The organism is Spirochaetae bacterium HGW-Spirochaetae-1, from assembly GCA_002839375.1.
GTDB lineage: Bacteria > Spirochaetota > UBA4802 > UBA4802 > UBA5550 > PGXY01.
The window spans coordinates 168,680-187,044 of sequence record PGXY01000003.1 but is presented as its reverse complement, the minus strand read 5'-3'; the positions used below and the strand labels follow the sequence as shown (position 1 = coordinate 187,044).

16 protein-coding genes are annotated in these 18,365 nt (G+C 44.6%); 8 read left to right on the top strand and 8 right to left on the bottom strand.

The window, feature by feature from the left end; translation table 11 throughout:
- Positions 1-82 precede the first annotated feature (82 nt).
- Complete coding sequence (gene epsI / locus CVV44_05460) at positions 83-1,609, top strand: EpsI family protein (GenBank protein ID PKL39669.1); 1,527 nt, start codon at positions 83-85, stop codon at positions 1,607-1,609.
- Positions 1,610-1,624: 15 nt separating this feature from the next.
- Here epsI and rfbD read toward each other — a convergent pair whose 3' ends face one another.
- The 7 genes from rfbD to rfbB all read right to left on the bottom strand — a co-directional run bounded on the left by rfbD (position 1,625) and on the right by rfbB (position 9,542).
- Positions 1,625-2,476, bottom strand: a complete 852-nt coding sequence (gene rfbD, locus CVV44_05455) for a dTDP-4-dehydrorhamnose reductase (GenBank protein PKL40124.1) — start codon at positions 2,474-2,476, stop codon at positions 1,625-1,627.
- Positions 2,477-2,661: 185 nt separating this feature from the next.
- Positions 2,662-3,231: a dTDP-4-dehydrorhamnose 3,5-epimerase gene (gene rfbC, locus CVV44_05450; GenBank protein PKL39668.1), complete on the bottom strand. Its 570-nt coding sequence runs from the start codon at positions 3,229-3,231 to the stop codon at positions 2,662-2,664.
- A 4-nt stretch (positions 3,232-3,235) separates the two neighbouring features.
- Positions 3,236-4,102 (bottom strand): glucose-1-phosphate thymidylyltransferase, encoded by an 867-nt coding sequence (gene rfbA, locus CVV44_05445; protein PKL39667.1) that lies wholly within the window; start codon positions 4,100-4,102, stop codon positions 3,236-3,238.
- Positions 4,103-4,210: 108 nt separating this feature from the next.
- Positions 4,211-5,974 (bottom strand): hypothetical protein, encoded by a 1,764-nt coding sequence (locus CVV44_05440; GenBank protein ID PKL39666.1) that lies wholly within the window; start codon positions 5,972-5,974, stop codon positions 4,211-4,213.
- Between the two features lie 10 nt (positions 5,975-5,984).
- A complete protein-coding gene (locus tag CVV44_05435) occupies positions 5,985-7,421 on the bottom strand; it encodes a hypothetical protein (GenBank protein ID PKL39665.1) in 1,437 nt (478 codons plus the stop codon).
- Position 7,422: 1 nt separating this feature from the next.
- Entirely contained in the window at positions 7,423-8,160 is a 738-nt protein-coding gene (locus CVV44_05430) for a hypothetical protein (GenBank protein PKL39664.1), read from the bottom strand.
- A gap of 398 nt (positions 8,161-8,558) precedes the next feature.
- On the bottom strand, positions 8,559-9,542 hold the full coding sequence (rfbB, locus tag CVV44_05425) for a dTDP-glucose 4,6-dehydratase (protein PKL39663.1): 984 nt from the start codon (positions 9,540-9,542) through the stop codon (positions 8,559-8,561).
- 460 nt (positions 9,543-10,002) lie between these two features.
- Here rfbB and nadE point away from each other — a divergent pair, with 460 nt between their 5' ends.
- The 5 genes from nadE (at position 10,003) to CVV44_05400 (ending at position 15,663) form a co-directional block, all read left to right on the top strand.
- A complete protein-coding gene (gene nadE / locus CVV44_05420) occupies positions 10,003-10,971 on the top strand; it encodes an NAD(+) synthase (protein ID PKL39662.1) in 969 nt (322 codons plus the stop codon).
- 408 nt (positions 10,972-11,379) lie between these two features.
- Positions 11,380-13,332 carry an asparagine synthase (glutamine-hydrolyzing) gene (gene asnB, locus CVV44_05415; protein PKL39661.1) on the top strand — a complete coding sequence of 651 codons (1,953 nt, stop codon included), beginning with the start codon at positions 11,380-11,382 and terminating at the stop codon, positions 13,330-13,332.
- Positions 13,333-13,659: 327 nt separating this feature from the next.
- Positions 13,660-13,911: an acyl carrier protein gene (locus tag CVV44_05410; GenBank protein ID PKL39660.1), complete on the top strand. Its 252-nt coding sequence runs from the start codon at positions 13,660-13,662 to the stop codon at positions 13,909-13,911.
- 10 nt (positions 13,912-13,921) lie between these two features.
- Positions 13,922-14,920: a hypothetical protein gene (locus tag CVV44_05405; GenBank protein ID PKL39659.1), complete on the top strand. Its 999-nt coding sequence runs from the start codon at positions 13,922-13,924 to the stop codon at positions 14,918-14,920.
- A gap of 191 nt (positions 14,921-15,111) precedes the next feature.
- Positions 15,112-15,663 carry an isopentenyl-diphosphate delta-isomerase gene (locus tag CVV44_05400; protein PKL39658.1) on the top strand — a complete coding sequence of 184 codons (552 nt, stop codon included), beginning with the start codon at positions 15,112-15,114 and terminating at the stop codon, positions 15,661-15,663.
- Between the two features lie 36 nt (positions 15,664-15,699).
- Here the strand turns inward: CVV44_05400 and CVV44_05395 are convergent, their stop codons facing one another.
- Entirely contained in the window at positions 15,700-15,975 is a 276-nt protein-coding gene (locus CVV44_05395) for a hypothetical protein (protein ID PKL39657.1), read from the bottom strand.
- Positions 15,976-16,359: 384 nt separating this feature from the next.
- Between CVV44_05395 and CVV44_05390 the strand changes: the two genes are divergently transcribed.
- Both CVV44_05390 and CVV44_05385 read left to right on the top strand, forming a co-directional pair.
- The gene (locus CVV44_05390; protein ID PKL39656.1) at positions 16,360-17,376 is read left to right on the top strand and encodes a hypothetical protein; all 1,017 of its coding nucleotides are present in this window, start codon (positions 16,360-16,362) and stop codon (positions 17,374-17,376) included.
- Complete coding sequence (locus CVV44_05385; protein ID PKL39655.1) at positions 17,345-18,364, top strand: Tat pathway signal protein; 1,020 nt, start codon at positions 17,345-17,347, stop codon at positions 18,362-18,364. The genes CVV44_05390 and CVV44_05385 overlap by 32 nt, the downstream gene beginning before the upstream one ends.
- Position 18,365 lies beyond the last annotated feature (1 nt).

The following is an 18,365-nucleotide window of genomic DNA, read 5'->3' as shown; positions in this document are numbered from 1 at the left end:
TAATACTTGGCGGTGGCGCAGCTGCCTATGGAATAAAAAAGGCAATAAAAAAATAATCAGAAATTAGAATTGATTATTATTCATGAATGCATTTACTCGGGAGAATAGCGCGTATCTCAAATTTGGCGCTTTCATTCTTCTGTGTGGAGTCTTATTTTTTCATGGTTTTCTAATACTCTACGATAAATGGTTTTGGTATGGGTCCTATTACAGTCACGGCCCTCTTGTTGTATTAGCCTTTATATGGCTCTTTTTAAGGAGATTAAAAAAATATAATCCTGCCTCGGAAAATCCTGCTAAAAAACTATATGGTTTTCTTGTCATTACGGTTTCAATAATCATTTACCTTTTTGCAGTATGGAAAAATGTTGATATATTTGCTCCATGGGCTATCTATATCTTTATCGTTGGTAATTCAATATTATTTTTGGGCAGACATTTTGTTATTAAGAATATAGGGATTTATCTATACCTTTTACTGGCAATCCCGGTTCCTCAAATTATAATTGACCGCTTCACCTTTGAACTTAATTTATTTGCATCATATACTTCAGAAATTTTTATTTCCTTCATATACCCTTCCATTCTGCGCAATGGCAACATACTAAATGTAAATGGGCATCATATTGCAATCACCCATGAGTGCAGCGGGCTCAGCAACCTCGTCAGTATGTTCTCTATAGTATGGTTAATGGCGCTGTTTCAATCTAAAAAGATTATATCCGTGATTGATTATTTAATATCAATTCCTGCTGCAATTGTTTCAAATATTCTCAGGATTGTTATCATAACAATCCTGGTTGTAAATGGCTATGGGAAAATTGCTTTAGATGACTTGCATTCCGAGATTGGCATGGCTGTCTTTATTATCATTGTTATACTCATAGCAGTTTTCAATGAGTTGCCTGAAAAAAACCAGGGCCATGATTCCAAGAGTCTTTCCATCCGCCTGAAAGATTATTTGAATAGAAATGAAAAATTATTAAATGCGTATATACTGTTCATGCTGATACTGGTTTTCGCTGGTTTTATCATTTTCGATAAACATAATATCACTGAACCAGTTAATGAAATACTTCTGAAAGATAAGATTCCTGCTTCCATCGGAGGATGGAAATCACAGGATGAGGTACTTGGTGAAAACTACTACAGCGTACTCGGGACAAATGATTTGCTCATGAGAGCATACCGGGAAAAAGGCGGGAATGCAAAAAGTGATACTGTCTATTTGTATATTATTCGATCGAACGATACTCTATCAGCTTTTCATCGGCCGGAAGTGTGTTTGCGTGGGGAAGGCTATGAATTATTGACTCAAGAAGAATTAGATTTATATATAAATAAAAAAAACATGATCCCTGTTAAAAGACTGTTATTCTTAGATAAGAAACAAGGCTTACTGGTTTATTACTGGTACTATCTAAATGGGAAAAACCTAAAAGATGGCATAAGATATCGGCTTTCATTCCTTTTAAACATAAACACAGGTATTAGTGGTAGTTTTATCAGAATATCCAAGCCTGTAGATTTGAATGAGATTTCCAAGGAAGAAGAAAAAATGAAGCAATTTGCCAATGAGGTAATTCCTGAAATATTGAAATATTTATAAATACTATTTCGTATTTTAATTTTTCCTTTCGATGAATCTTGTTACGGCATCTTCCCATGTTGGAATTGATGTGTTAAGAGCTTGAGAAATATTTTCATTAGACATGGCCGTAAAGGGAGCCCGTTTTGCCTTGGTATTAAAGGTGCTCATGGCGACTGGTATTACGAGATTTTTCAGTCCTGCTGTCTTTAAGTAGAACCTGGCCAGTTCATATCTTGATGCATAACCAGTGTTGGTCAGGTGATATAGATCGGATAAGTCTTTTTCAAGACTCATGAGTGTGGCCAAAACCACGTCTTCGGTGTATGTGGGCACTGATACTTCATCAGCGCTGATTTTTAATATAGGATTTGCCTTTGCCCACTGCGAGAGCTTGTAAAGAAAATTCTGTGTCCCAAGACCGAAGACCCAGCTGAGCCGGAAAATCAGGCAGTTGCACCCTGTTTCTAATGCAGCCTTCTCTCCCTCCAGCTTGCTTCGTCCGTAAACACCGAGAGGATTAGGCTCATCTTTCTCTGTATAGAGATTTTCCTTTTTTCCATCGAAAACATAGTCACTGCTGTAGTGGATGAAGAAAATATTTAGATTTTTGCAGATTTCGGCTAGGTAGCCTGGTGCTGAACTGTTTACCTTATAAGCCATGTCGGCATCATCCTCGGCATTGTCCACGGCATTGTAGGCGGCGCAGTTGATGAGTAAGTCAGGTTTGGTAGATTTAATGAGGGCTGACATACGGTCCCTGTCGGTTATATTGCATTCCTTTTCGTCGGGTGCAGTAAAATCGATGCTTTTCTCGGTTAGGATTCGGACAAACTCGCGGCCTAACTGTCCGCCCGAACCGGTTATTAGGAATTTTTTCTTTTTCATGACATCTCTCTTAATAATAATCAAGAATGCCACAGGGGCGCGGAGAAACAGAGGTTGAGAGAGGGAGTTATTTTTAGCGTATCAAAAATTGATTCTATAAAAAAATGAACTCATCAAACTAATTTTCTTGACCAACTTTATCGACTGCTTTAGCCCTCTGTGACTCAGTGTCTCTGTGGCATGTTTTATTTATTTTCTTCATACATAAAATTATTTTCAGCATCCTTGAGCAAAGGCAGTGATGCATCCTTTGCTGACAGAATCGGATTCTCCACAGGCCATTGTATGCCAATCGCCGGATCGTTCCAGAGAATGCCCCGGTCATGCTGTGGGGAATACTCGCCGCCGAAGACAAGGTATTCAATTTCGGCAGTTTCGGAAATAACGCAGAATCCATGGGCGAAACCGGCAGGTATATAAAGCATATTTTTGATGTCGGAATTTATCAGCTCACCTGCCCATTTTCCGTAAGAAGGGGAATCCTTGCGGATATCCACTGCCACATCGAATATTTCCCCCGAGAGAACGCGCACCAACTTTGCCTGGGCCATTGGGCTCAGTTGATAGTGCAGTCCACGAAGCACATTTTTTGAGGACCGCGAATGGTTTATCTGAACGGGTAAACCATCTATATTGTTTTTAATGAAATCTGAGGCCTTGAAGGTTTCGAAAAAAAATCCCCGGTCGTCGGGAAAAATCCGTGGCTCGATGAGACATACGCCCGGAATGGATAATTCTTTGAACGAGAAGGGCATAGTGTCACCTTTCGTTAGCAATGTTTATGAGATATTTCCCATAATCAGTATTATATTCTTCAGCTATTGCAAGAAGCTGTTCCTTTGAGATAAAATGCATGCGAAAAGCCACCTCCTCGATGGCCCCTACTTTCAGACCCTGCCGCGCCTCAATGGTCTTTATAAACATCCCCGCGTCCATGAGTGAATCATAGGTGCCGGTGTCGAGCCATGCGTACCCTCGTCCCAGTTTAAATACCGACAGTTCGCCCAATTCCAGATATGTGTTGTTCACATCGGTTATTTCAATTTCACCACGCGCAGAGGGTTTTATACTTTTAGCAATGTCGATGACGCGATTATCGTAAAAATAGAGACCGGTCACGGCCCAGTTAGAGCGAGGTTTTAGTGGTTTTTCTTCAAGGGAGATTGCTTTGCTCTGCTCATCAAATTCAACAACACCATAGCGTTCCGGGTCTTGTACATAATAGCCAAATACTGATGCCCCTTTCTGCTTTATTGCCGCTTTTTGTAAAATAGAACTGAGGTTCTGGCCATAGAAGAGATTGTCACCCAATATAAGACACACACTGTCGTTGCCGATAAATTTTTCACCAACGATAAAGGCGTCGGCCAATCCCCGGGGTACGGGCTGCTCAGCATAGTTGATGGATAGACCAAGTTTATCTCCATCTTCAAAGAGATTTTTAAATAAAGGAAGGACGTCGGGTGTTGATATTATAAGTATTTCCCGAATGCCCGCCAGCATGAGTATGGACAGGGGATAATAGATCATAGGTTTGTCGTAGACTGGTAATAGCTGTTTGCTCACTGCTTTTGTTATAGGGTAAAGACGGGTAGCTTTGCCGCCAGCCAGGATGATTCCTTTCATGATGATTAACCTCATAATCTGTTAATAATACTGCTTGCAGATTATGAATTACTTATCTTTTATGTAAAGAAATTAATGGATTATGTAATGTAATTAATATTTATGTGACTAATTGCTGTCCCATCCAGCCAGTCGTGCCCAGAGATGCCAGGCAGCCTCGCCTTTAAGGACACAGTTTAAAGTAGCCTCCCTATAAACTTCTGAGTGAGCACATGATGTACATCCATTAAAAGATCCCCCATCACCCATTGTGAGTGTATTTACTAATTCTCCGGGGTGACGATTCAAATATTCTACAGCCCAGTTGTTGGATCCTCCGTTATAGTTCAAATTATCATCAACATAATTATCATCATAGTAATTGCCATCAGGATCATAACATTCCATGGAGTAAAAGTCATAATACCAGCGATTATTTGTTTCACAATGCTCTCGTATCTGGGCAGCAGCCCTCCCAGGGGCACCTGTTGGACCCCAGTTTCGGGTACATCCATTCATAAAAACAAATTGTACGGGATGTTCTATTGCACGTGGGTTGATTCCACCAGGACCATACTCGGAAATAAGACGTTCCATGTTTTCTATATATGTCGTAATATTATCGTCATCTGATATTCTACACCATCCCCACATTACTACGTTGATATGGAAGTTGTTTGGATTGTTAAGATAGTTTCGAGTGGCAGTCGACCAAATGGTGTTTCCTGTTTCATCTATATCCCTGTCGGTAATGAGGTCATGGTATCCTGGTATAATTGGATCATAGCTGTCTAAATGAAGACCGACACTACCATCTTCACTAAACGCATAAAAATTGTTAAATGATGGGAAAGCTTCAAGCGTTCTCATGCCCGATATTAGCTGGCTTCCATGCGAGGTGTGCTGATAGGCAATGTGAAGAGTGTTCTTGGCGGCAGTTATCCATTCTTCGGGTATCTGTGAGATGTCTCTGCAGGTGTGATCTATGATAGTCGTTCCAGTATATCCCGCAGTGTTGATGGAAAATGAAGATGCTGTAACGGAACTTGTATTGCAGTTGGGCTTCATCGCCATGGCCCTCACAGTCATCGTGCTTCCATCGCCGCTAAACGTAATGGCATTTTGATATACTGGTGAACCTGTTGTGGGAGTTGTTCCATCAATAGTATAATATATGGTTGCGCCTTCTTCGGCTGTTATGGTGATCGTAATATCGTAATCATAGGTTCCTGGTGCGGGAGAGATGATAGGCGCTGCCGTACTGAAGGAATAATTTGCTTGGGTTGTATTGGACGCAAGCCAATTATTTCGGTATGCCAGGGCTCTGATGACCGTGTTTTGGGAAACAGGGACCGGCGAGGAGTATAAAAGCGAAGTCGGTCCCGGCTGTGACCCATTCGTGGTAAAACGGATGGAGGTCTCGTTGACAGATGTGGAAAGAACTACATTTCGTTGAGACGAATAAGTACCTCCTGCCGGGCTGAACGTGACATTGGGGACCTGGAAGCTGTATGATGCTTCAGTTATATCGGAATCGTTCATGCTCTCTTTGAAGGCACGGGCTCTAACGATGATTTCTTCAATGATTGCGAGAGAACCTGTGTAGCGCAATCCATTGTCCCGAGAGGGTTCCGTTCCATCCAGGGTGTAGAAAATATCAGCGTCCACCGTGGAGCATGTTATTGTCACCTCAATTTCCGTGTTATATACATCCTCTTCCGGTGTTATTACAGGCGCGGCAACCTTAAGGGGATCATTATCAACCGGATCATTTCCTGTTGACTGGTAGTGTCTGCCTTTAGGGTCCTGGGGATTGAGCCGTTCACCTAAACAGCCCTGAAGAATGCCGAGGAAAAGTAAGAATATCACGCCCATCTTTGCTGTTTTTATCATGACATTGCCTCTAAATAAACCGGATTATTTGTAAGAAAAACAGGTCTGCTTTTTTATCATTGGACATGCTGACAGAGAAATGGATATCTTTATCATTTTGAAAAAACATGTTTGTTGTGTTTCGGTCTGTTGAAGTTTCCAGAGAGTCGTTATAAAGCAGGATATCGACCCAGTTGGCTATATAGATCAGCGATGTAAGGGCTGAAAATCCCCATAAAAAATAGGTGCTGCTCTTATAATCGTTCCATTTTTCATCAAAGCCCGATGTGGCCGTATTATATGTCTTTTTTTTATTGGAACGGTTTACTGCTGACCAGACAAGAGCAGAACTCGAAGCAGTAAAAAGACCCGAGTAGAGGAATCCCCGGAAGATATCATGACGGTAAAACTGTCCCCAGCCGGGGACGATGCCGCGCATGACCATGTCATCCCTGGTTCGCGTGTATTTGCCGGAAACCATGGGACTGGCATCACCCGGACCTGTTGCGGCCCAGGCGGTCACCTTGTAGAGGCAAACCGTGTTCCGATCAATTGACCTGTCGCTGTATAAGCTTTCTTTCGTTGTGGCAATAAGCGCGTATTCGTCCTTTTCATGCGAGTATCGATGAACCTGGTAATTATCAGCACCAGATACAGGGTCCCATGTGAGAACCAGTTTGTCGAGATATTCCTCGCTGGCAACAGGTTTCGGTGCGGATAATTTTCGGTAACCCCGCTTTATTGAGCTGTTATCTACAGGAAGGTCTGCGTTTTCAGTTGAAGGTATTGAATAGAAATATTCCCGGCCCGGGATTGCCGTAGTATCCATAAAGGAATTACTATTTGTTGAGCCAATGCGCTCAAAGGGACCTCTCTCGTTTTCTGCACGGAAGATGTTGTATGTATCTCTGCCGGGAATATGGTGCCATGTCAGTCCAATATTTTCTGTTGACATGCCGCCTTCAGCGGAAAGGCCCTGAACGGGCATGAGGCTGAATTTTTCATTGAGTATGCGAGTAATATCTTTAATGGATTCTCCTGCTAAAGGACCCTTGAAGAGATTGAATGTTTCAACAGATTCATTATTGACAGTGAGAACGTTGATTTCTGCTGTTGCTTTATTGTTTGTCTCATATAGGGAAACATGATATACTTGGTCAATCGATTTCTGCAGGAGTGTATCCCTGTTTTTCTCAAAGAAGGAGGAATAGTTTGAGGATAATATGATTTTATTATTCTGATCGGAAATAGAAAATCTGTCATCTCGTTGAATGATGTCGGTTAGTATTTTAACAGTGTTGTCTATTAGAGAATTAATTTTGCTGCTTGCTGGATCAGAGACAATTACAACGATGGTTTTTGTATCAACGGGCGATGAAGTATCCTTCTGTGCGCCTGCCATTCCAGGAATGAAACACAATATTAAAACTGTAATGATAGTGAGGGATGGAAGGGATGCTTTGGGCATATCAATTGCCGTCCCATCCTGCCAGTCCTGCAAAAAGCCACCATGCGGCTTGACCTTTAAGTACACAATTCAGGGTTGCGGCACGGGGGCTGTCTGAATGAGCACAGGAAGTACAGCCGCTGAAAGAACCGCCATCACCCATGGTTAGAATGTCCATCAGCCCACCGTCGTGACGATTAAGATATTCAACCGCCCAGTTGTTAGCTCCTGAATTGTAATTTAAATTGTCAGCTATATTTAAATTACCAAAATAATTTCCATCGGGATCATAGCATTCCATGTCATAATAGTCGATGAGCCAGCGGTTGTTGGCAATACAATGGGAGCGAATCTGCTCAGCTGCAAGGGCAGCAGCACCTGTCTCTCCAGTGCCCTCGCTGTGACCGGTCATAAAGACAAATTCTACGGGATGCTCTACGGCACGGCTATTCGACCCGCCAGGTCCATACTCTTCAAGAAGCCTCTCCATATTTGTTATATACCGGTTAATATTGTGGCCGCTGATTTTGCACCATGACCATATCACCACATTGATATCATAGTTGCTGGGATTATCCAGATATGTCCGGGTAGCATTCGCCCAGGGAGTGTTTCCTGATGCATCCTCTGAATCTTCGGTGCTGAGATCGTGGTATCCGGACATGATGGGATCGTAAGAATCAAGATCCAGGCCCGCACTGCCGTCCTCACTCCACTGGTAGAGATTTCCATAAGAGGGATAATTTTCCAGGGCATCCATTCCCGATGTAATCTGACTCCCGTGCGAGGTATGCTGGTAAGCGATATGAAGTGTATTCTTGGCAGCAATGACCCATTCTTCCGGTACCAGAGAAAAATTAGTACAGGCATGATCTATGATAAAGCCATTTTCCGGATATAGATTCCGATTACCATCTCTTGCTATTGAGTAAAAACATGATGTGGAGAACATTAATAAAAATAAAAAAAGAAGGAACAATGTTGTTTTTATACAATTATTGATTGCTGGCATAGTCTTACTCCCTGTGTGAAAAAAATAGATATTCAATTGAGACTGGAAACCCCTTGCTGGGAAGAAAAATCCTTAGAATATACTAAAGATTTACAGAGAGTCAAATCAAAATGCGCTTTTAATGACATTTTTTTAATTCAGATATATTAATTACTCCGATATCCTCCACTTTTTATCCTGCCAATCCATTCCTGATTGTTTACGTACCACTGAATGGTTTTTTTAATCCCCTCAGGAAACTGAATCGCCGGTTCCCATCCAAACTCATTTTTCATCTTCGTGGCATCAATGGCATAACGACGGTCGTGGCCGGGGCGGTCCTTCACGTAGGTGATGAGGGACTCGGGCTTGCCCAGCTCTTTCAGGATCAGCTTGACGATATCGATATTATACCATTCATTATTGCCGCCGATATTGTAAACTTCACCGGGCTCACCTTTATGAAGGACTGTGTCGATGGCCGAACAATGGTCCTCTACATAGAGCCAGTCTCGAATATTTTTGCCGTCGCCATATACCGGCAGGGGTTTGTTTTCCAGGGCATTGCTGATGATAAGAGGAATGAGTTTTTCCGGGAACTGGTATGGCCCGTAGTTATTGGAGCAGCGTGTGATGATGCCGGGAAACCCGAAGGTATGAAAATAGGCCCGCACAAGGAGATCACTGCCGGTCTTACTGGCCGAGTAGGGGCTGTTAGGGGCCAGGGGCGTTTCCTCGGTAAAGAAACCCGTTTCGCCCAGGCTGCCGTATACCTCGTCGGTGGAGACGTGGAGAAAACGCTTGATATTGTGTTTCCGTGCCTGCTCAAGGAGTATCTGGGTACCCAGAACATTTGTTTTGATGAATACCTCGGGCCCTTCAATGCTTCTGTCTACATGTGATTCGGCTGCAAAATGGACCACATGATCGGCTTTTTGCATAGCTGCTTCCACATCGGAGTTGGAGGTAATATCACCCTGTATGAATGAGTATCTTTTATCTTTTTCAATAGATTTCAGGTTGTCAAGATTGCCCGCATAGGTGAGGGTGTCGAAATTGATGATTTCATAATCGGGATATTTTTTCAACATATAATGGATGAAATTGGATCCAATGAATCCCGCGCCGCCCGTAACCAGTATTTTTTTCATAGTGTTATTCCTCGAATGTGTGATTTGTTTAGTGACTCGATTCTGATAAAAAATGAATTAACAATTCGCGCAGAGACGCTGGCTGATGCGGTTAATCTTTAACCTCGGACCCCGGCGAATCGACTTTCTTGCTACAAGTATTCACGGCCGCCACCCCTGGAAGGGGTTTTAAAATCCACCTTTTTAAGTCCCCCTCTATCTAGACATTAAGGAGGCCGTTTTAACCCCCTATGGGGGTGGCGACATCGATTTTAAAAAAATGCATCGCCTCTATCCGCCGGGGGCACTTCAGACTGTGGCTATATTGTCCTGTTTAATTCATTCTCGATATGCCCATAAAGGTGTCAACGAAAAAAGAGCCTGACCGGGATGAAATTTTCTAAAATAGAGATTGATTTGTTCCGTTGATTATCGATAAATTGTCACAAATTTGTATAATTTCCAAAGAGGAGTGTTTTCCATGTCATTCAATCTCGATATCCTTAAAATTGATCCTGTAAAAGAAGTAAAAAAAATATCCGATTTCCTGATAGATCAGGTCCAAAATGTATATAAAAGAACCGGAATCGTTGTAGGTCTTTCCGGCGGCATCGATTCGGCCGTCATGGCAGCCCTTTCCGTGGAAGCCCTAGGAAAGGATAAGGTCGTGGGGCTTATACTTCCGGAAAAGGAATCGAATCCTATAAGCAGCCAGTTTGCAGAAAAACATGCGAAGCAGCTGGGTATAGAATACCGGATTGTGGACATATCGAAGACCGTGGACAGCGTGGTAGGATACACCTGGCGCGATGAATATATCAAAAAACTGGTGCCGGAATTCCAGCCCGGGTACAAATTCAATATTACCCTTCCTACGGATCTCCTGGAGCGTGACGCCTTTAATTTCTATAAGCTGCAAGTGCAGCTTCCCGATGGGACCCTGAAGACGAAACGGCTCAATGCTGAGGCCTTTCACACCGTAACGGCCTTCGCCAGCATTAAAATCAGGGCCAGGATGATTAATCTATACTGGGAGGCGGAGCGGCGCAGTATGGTGGTAGCCGGGACTACCAATCGTACCGAGATGATCCTGGGTGACTTCTGTAAGTTCGGTGACGGCGGCAATGACATGGAAGCCCTGTCATACCTGTATAAAAACCAGATATATCAAATTTCCCGGTATCTCAATGTGATATCCGAAATCATAGACCGGGCACCCAGTCCCGACACCTTCAGTCTTCCTGTCACCGACCAGGAGTTCTTCTTTAGAATCGATTTTGACAAGCTGGACCATCTTCTCTACGCCTGGGAACACGGCATCGATGCTCACGAGGCGGCGAAGGTGCTGGATCTCTCAAGCGATGCTGTTGAACGGGCCTACCGGGACTTCCGGGCAAAGAACCGCGCTACAGCCCATCTGCGGGAAATGCCTCATGAATTGAAGGTTTGATATCTGAATGAGAATGTTTGTTTTTTAAGTTGATTTTACACAAAGAGCGCGAAGGCCGCGAACAAGGGAAAGGATGAGGTTTTTCTAAGCTATGGAACAACCCCTCGGTTTTTTTTAAATTCAAATGCATATTTCTGAATATATTCTGATTTATCAAACTGTTTAGCCAGCAACTTCGTGTCCTTCCTGTTTTCTTCTTTATAACCGTCATCGCTCACCCCAACATTCTGTGCCCCTGTGTCTCTGTGGCATATTTATTTTATCTAAGTTTAGTCCTACTAAATATTTAACCACCGCCAATTTAACATTCCCGTAATCCTGCCGGTACAAATTTGTATTGAACCGTTTGTTTTTTTACTATTTTATCAGCAACAGCTATGAAAATTCATTTCATGGTTAATCCTGTTTATGAGAGAAAAAGAGAATATGTGCGGTATAGTCGGCATTTACAACAGACGATCCAATACGTCAGCCTCACAAAAAGTGATTGCGGACATGATAAAGACCCTGCATCACCGGGGACCCGATGAAACGGGCTTTTATTGCAACGGTCCCGTGGCTCTGGGACACAGCAGGCTCAGTATTATTGACCTTTCGGGAGGCTCTCAGCCCATCTATAACGAAGACCGGTCAATCGTGGTAGTATTCAATGGTGAAATATTTAATTATATTGAGCTTCGCGAAACACTGGTGAAGCAAGGACACTCCTTTTATACCCACAGTGATACCGAGGTAATAGTTCACCTTTACGAGCAGTATGGCCTGGACTTTGTGCATCACATGAATGGTCAGTTCGCTATCGCCCTGCGGGATGAGAAGAAGAAGAGTCTTGTCCTGGTGCGGGACCGGCTAGGAATTCGTCCCGTCTTCTATACCGTTACAGGTGATGGAAGCCTGATCTTCGGCTCTGAGATGAAGGCCATTTTTCAGCATCCTATGGTGAACCCTGAATTCGATCCGGCCGGTCTGAATGAGGTCTTTTCTCTCTGGGGAAATATCCCACCCCGCACCGTGTTTAAAAATATCAGTGAGCTGGCGCCTGGCTGCATGCTCATGGTATCGGGTGACCGCATGGAAACACGGCAGTATTGGGACCTGGATTATCCGGAAGAAAACGAATACGATGATAAGCCAATTCAGTATTACGTGGATGGCCTGCGGGAACTTATCTATGACGCCACGACTATACGGCTTCGCGCCGATGTTCCGGTGGCGGCCTATCTCAGTGGCGGTCTTGACTCATCGGTGATTGCCGGAATGGTGAAGAAACATCATAATAACGACCTCATAACTTTTTCTGTGGCCTTTGATGAAAAGGACTATGATGAATCGGATTACCAGATGCAGATGGTAGAACACATCGGCACAGACCACCACATAATCAGGGCATGTAACGAGGATATTGGTGAAGTCTTCTCCGATGTAGTGCGTTATTCGGAAAAGCCTCTTATACGTACAGCGCCCGGGCCCCTTTTCCTTCTATCTCGATTGGTGAGAAGCCAGAATATTAAAGTGGTACTCACCGGTGAAGGGGCTGATGAGGTCTTCGGCGGCTACAATATCTTCAAGGAAGACAAAATCCGACGGTTTTGGGCCCGTAATCCTTTGTCGGTTAAGCGGCCAAAACTTTTGCAGTCTCTCTATCCCTATATCAAGAGGGACCCCAGGACCTTCCGTTTCTGGCAGGCTTTTTTCAAAAAGGGACTAACTGATACCGGCAATCCCTGGTATTCCCACATGATTCGCTGGGACAACACTGCCCAGGTTAAGTCATATTTCTCCGATGCCTATCGTGAATACTTTAACGGTGAGGCGGTGCTGCGTGGAGTTGAGCAGTATCTCAATCCAGCCATGATGAAGTGGCATCCGTTGTGCAGGGCACAGTATATTGAGTCCAAACTTTTCCTGCCGGGGTATCTCCTTTCTTCCCAGGGTGATCGCATGATGATGGGTAACAGCGTTGAGGGGCGGTTCCCCTTCCTGGATTACCGTGTTGTGGAGTTTGCTGCCAAAATTCCGCCGAAGTATAAGATATATGGTCTCAATGAGAAATATGTATTGAAAAAAGCATACCAGGATATGCTTCCACCGTCGATTGTGAACCGTCCAAAACAGCCCTACCGTGCACCCATAAGTCATTGTTTCAAAAAAGGGAGTTCTCTTTCAGCACAGATGCTTGAAGATGATTCCATAGATTCATACGGCATATTTGATGCTGCATCGGTGCGTTCTTTGAAGAAAAAGGTTTTTAATGATAATGGCTCCGCAGTCAGCGCCCGGGATGATATGGCCGTGGCCGGGATAATCTCCACGCAATTGCTGCATCATCATTTTGTTGCAAGCCCCCGGCACAAGGGCTGATACAATTTAAGAATCTTCTGGTGCCACCCCCGAAGGGGGTTAATGACTTGTTCTTTTTTTAAATATTGAATTTTTCTCAGCCCCTTAGGAGGCGGTGAAAGTGGATTTGTATGTGCAATTAATATATTCATGGGGGCTGGATTTCAAGGGGTTCCAAATATCCGCCTGATCATATTAATCTTGACATTTTTTTTGACAAACTCTTTATTGTCCTTGCATTAAGGTTATTACTGCTTATTAATAGTGTTTTTTTAATACTATACTCATTGAAAGTAATTCCACATTAGGCTCACTATATTGCCAAATAATTTAAGGAAGGTACATATCATGGTTGCAGTACAGGATCAGATTATAAATTTTATTAAGGAGAACTTTGTCGCTGGCCGGAAGGATGTTTCCCTGGGTCCCGAGGAGTCTCTTATCGAGAGCGGCGTAATCGATTCCACAGGGGTTCTTGAACTGGTCATGTTTCTTGAGGAGACATTCGGCATCGAGATCGATGATGAGGAACTGGTTCCTGAAAACCTCGATAGCATTAATAATCTGGTTAATTTTTTGAAGAAAAAAGGCGTGGCCTAGAGGAGTTGTCATGAAACATTGTTCCAAGTGTGTACTTCCCGATACCTTCCCCGGTATAGAATTTGATAAGGACGGTGTATGCAATTACTGTCATAATGCCCAGGTTACCGACGATGAGAAAAAAGATATATATGTAAAAAAGTTTGAAGAGCTCATTGAAACGGTGCGCGGCAGACATGCCTATGACGTGATAATGGGATTCAGCGGCGGCAAGGACTCGACTTATACTATGCATTATCTTGCCAAAACATATAAAATGAATGTCCTCGCCCTTACCTTCGACAATGGCTTCATCTCGGAAAAGGCCATGGACAACATAACGCGCATGACGGATTACTGCGGTGCAACAAGCATGATAGTTCGTCCGCCGTTTAAAAAGCTGAAGGCGGCCTTTACCATGGCGGCTACTCAGGACCTGTATAATACCAAGACCCTGGACCGTGCCAGTTCAATATGTACCACCTGCATTGGCTTTGTTAAATCACTTGTACTGAAGACAGCTCTGCGCATGGACATACCCCTCGTGGCCTACGGCTGGTCACCGGGACAGGCTCCCATAAACTCGGCTATCATGCAGACCAGTCCGCGGCTCCAAGTTTTTTCGAATAAAACAGTCCGCGATCCTATAATAAAGAATTGTAAAGAAGATGTATCCTCATATTTTCTCACTGATGAGGAAATGCATATTCCGGCTGAAAAGTGGCCAGTTAATATTCACCCCTTGGCCTACATTGAATATCATGAAGCAACCATCCTGAAGGAGATCACTTCCTGGGGGTGGGAAAAGCCTTTGGACACGGACCCCAACTCCAGCAACTGTACGCTGAATGCTCTGGCCAATCACCTGCACAGGGAACGATTCCATTTTCATCCCTACGCCTGGGAGATGGCGGGAATTGTTCGTGCCGGAGGTGTCACGAGGGAAGAGGGAGTCAAAAAAACCACAGAGCCGGAAGAAATAAAAATGGTGAAATACGCTGCCGACCTGCTGGGGATTGATGTGAAGTAGTGTGATTCTGGATCACCACGGCCCTCGGCGGAAGAATCGGTTGTTTTAATAGAGACTGGCCTTCGCCGCCCCCAGTTGGGGCTGGTACGTATTTAATCGTTAAATTGAATGAAAAATTGATATACCCCCTCCGGGGGTGACGACTGGTGGTGCATGGAGGGAATATATTCATCCGTCGGGGGAGGGGCAATATGATCACTGAGAATCCAGACTCCGTTATTCTCGTCGATGAAGATGACAATCCCGCGGGCAGTTGCGAAAAGCTTCGGGCCCATGAGGAAGGGCTGCTCCACCGTGCCTTCTCCATATTTATATTCAACAATAAACAGGAATTGCTGCTTCAAAAACGTCACGCCGACAAGTATCATTCGCCGGGGCTCTGGTCCAACACCTGCTGCTCCCATCCCCGGCCGGGGGAATCAACGGAGACCGCATCGCTGCGCCGTCTGCGTGAAGAGGTGGGAATTGATTGCCCTGTCACTGAAGCCTTTGTCTTTCACTACCGGGCCAGGCTGGAAGGAAGCGATCTTGTCGAGAATGAGATCGATCATGTCTTCACGGGATTTTACGACGGCCCCATATCCTATGATAATGAAGAAATTGAAGAGGTCAAATGGATCGGTAGAGATGACCTCATGGGCGATCTCCGGGAGAATCCCGGGAACTATACGATATGGTTTAAGATTATTATCGATAAGGTCCTGGCATATATGGAAAGTCTGCCAGTCCGGGGGAATAGGTAGCGCTGAAGATACCTGGATCAAACCTGGAATATATGATTACACAGATTCGGCGCCTGTCTTCTGCAGCCGCAGATTTTTGACATAGAGCAGTGTATCAACGGCCACCATGGTGAAGTTGATCATGTACAGGTACACGACCCCGTCGAAATTGTACAGATACTTGTGCAGAATTCCCGACAAATATCCCGCCATGACAATGAGAAGAAAGACCGGGCTTTTACCGTTCACCGAACGTGATGTCCATGATTTATGTATGGAAAAGGGCCAGGCTGCACCGAAGCAGACCAGCATGATGATTTCGAAGACGCTCATTTATTTGCTCCCGCTTTTTGTATCAATCAAAGAATATCATCAAACACGGACAGGAAGATACGGCAATTATCCATTGTCAATCCAAGTTTGAATCTCCCTCTCCGTGTACCCTATTTTTAATGGGCTCACTGTCAGGAATTCTGCCCTGGCTTTAGTAATGAGCCGTACCCCGGAGGGGTAAGCCCCCTAAATCCCCCAGAGGGGGACTTTTAAAAGGTGGTTTTAAACCCCTTTCAGGGGTGGCGAGCGTGGGTACCTGTAGTAAGACAGTTGGTCCGCCGGGGTCAGAGGATCAATTTCATTCGTCGGGAATGAGACTATTTTAAAAATTAGGGTTGCAACAATGATGTAGTCCGTGATACAAATAAATAGTATAAGCATGCCATGATACGAGACCATTCAATAAAACGAGAAACCATTATCGGTGCCTTTATACTGGCGGCCCTGGCCCTGGTGGCAGTGGCTATTCTACTGAAGCAGGCTCACTATAACCTGTCGGAATACGGTCTTGAATACAAGGAAATTAGTACCGGTGGAAAAACCGTCGGTACTGGAAAGAAACACGGTGATACATTTGATACGGCAACTCTTGTACCTGCCGGATTTCGTGTTTATACAGATGCAGAAATATATGATGCCGTTACACTCTATGAAAAGATAGACGGAAAAGCACCTCTTTACCTCTCCTCAGGTTTCAGGGAACTGGTGACGCGGAGATATATGCATACTGTTCAGAAGGGGCTCTGGATTGAGATCTTCCTGTATGATATGGGCTCTTTCAATAACGCTTTTTCCGTGTACAGTCAGCAGAAGCGTGCCGATGGGGTCAGCAGACCCGATGTTCAGTACTGCTATACCACTGAAAATTCCGAGGTAATGGCAGCTGGGGCCTATTATATTGAAATTAATGGTTCCCAGGGCGGTGCCATCATAAAGGACGCGGCAGCAGAGATTTCCCGTAAGATACGAGATACGCTTGGAGCAGCCAGGAGTATCAATGTTCTCGATTATTTAAAATGTGCTGAGCTTGTTCCGCAGAGTGAAATTTATTATTTAAATGACGCTTTCGGCATGGAAGGATTTTCCCGTGTCTACAGCGCGAAATTTCTTGTGGATGGCGTCACGACTACGGTTTTTATATCGGGCCCAAATGATTATAACAAAAGGCAGGCGGTAATAAAAAACTATACGGGCTTTCTTGTGAACGAGGGCGCTGTTGCTGAAAAGAACGGGAGTTCGGTTAAGGATATGACTCTCCTGAATTTTGATGAGTCATATGAGACGATATTTCACGCCGGGGATTTTGTTGCCGGTGTCCATGAAGCTGATACAAAAGATAGGGCGATAAAAGTTTCTGAAATTTTATACAATGCAATCAGGAAAAATTCGGGCGGTGAGTAAATTGTCTGATGATACAATAAACATAACAAGAAGGGAATTCATAAAGCGGTCCGCCGCAGCAGGGAGCGCCGTTGCTGCTACGGGAGGCATTTCCTACCTTCTGTATGATAGAACCGGCCCGGTTACCGGCCCCGATGGTAAAAAGGCGAATTTTCCCGATTTTACCGTTCCCGCCATTTCCGGTAAATCCATGTCAGTGGTCAGGGGGGCGGGCAGGGAAGCATGTCTTAAGAAGGCGATAGAACTCCTGGGCGGCATGGACCGGTTCATCACCCGGGGCGACAGGGTCATCATCAAACCCAACATCGCCTTCGCGTCATCGCCTTCACTCGGTGCAACGAGCCACCCGGAGATTGTGACGGGTATTGCCCGCATGTGCTTTGAGGCGGGAGCTGAATCCGTTTCGATTATGGATAATCCCATCAATGATCCTGCGGGGTGTTATCTTCTCAGCGGGATTGAGGAGGCCGCGGCACAAATAAAGGCGAAACTCATTTATCCCGGGGAAAATCTTTTTGAGAAGCTTACTCTGGAAGGAGGGAGGCTGATACGGAATTGGCCGGTCTTCTCGAAGCCTCTCATGGGTGCGACTAAGCTTATCGGCACTGCTCCGGTAAAGAGCCACCACCGGAGCGGCGCTTCCATGACCATGAAAAACTGGTACGGTCTCCTGGGCGGCAGGAGAAACATTTTTCATCAGGATATTCATGTTATAATAACCGAGCTTACCATGATGTTCAAGCCGACGCTTGTTGTGCTCGACGGCTTTGATGTTATGATGCAGAACGGTCCGACCGGGGGTTCCCTTTCCGATCTCACGAAAAAAAACACGATTATCGCAAGTACCGACCAGGTGGCTGCCGACAGTTTTGGAGCCGGTCTTCTGGGAATGGCGGTTCGGGACCTGCCCTATCTTTCCATGGCTGAAAAAGCCGGGGCCGGCACAACCGATTATGCATCATTGAAACCGGTGAAGATCGAGGTCTGAG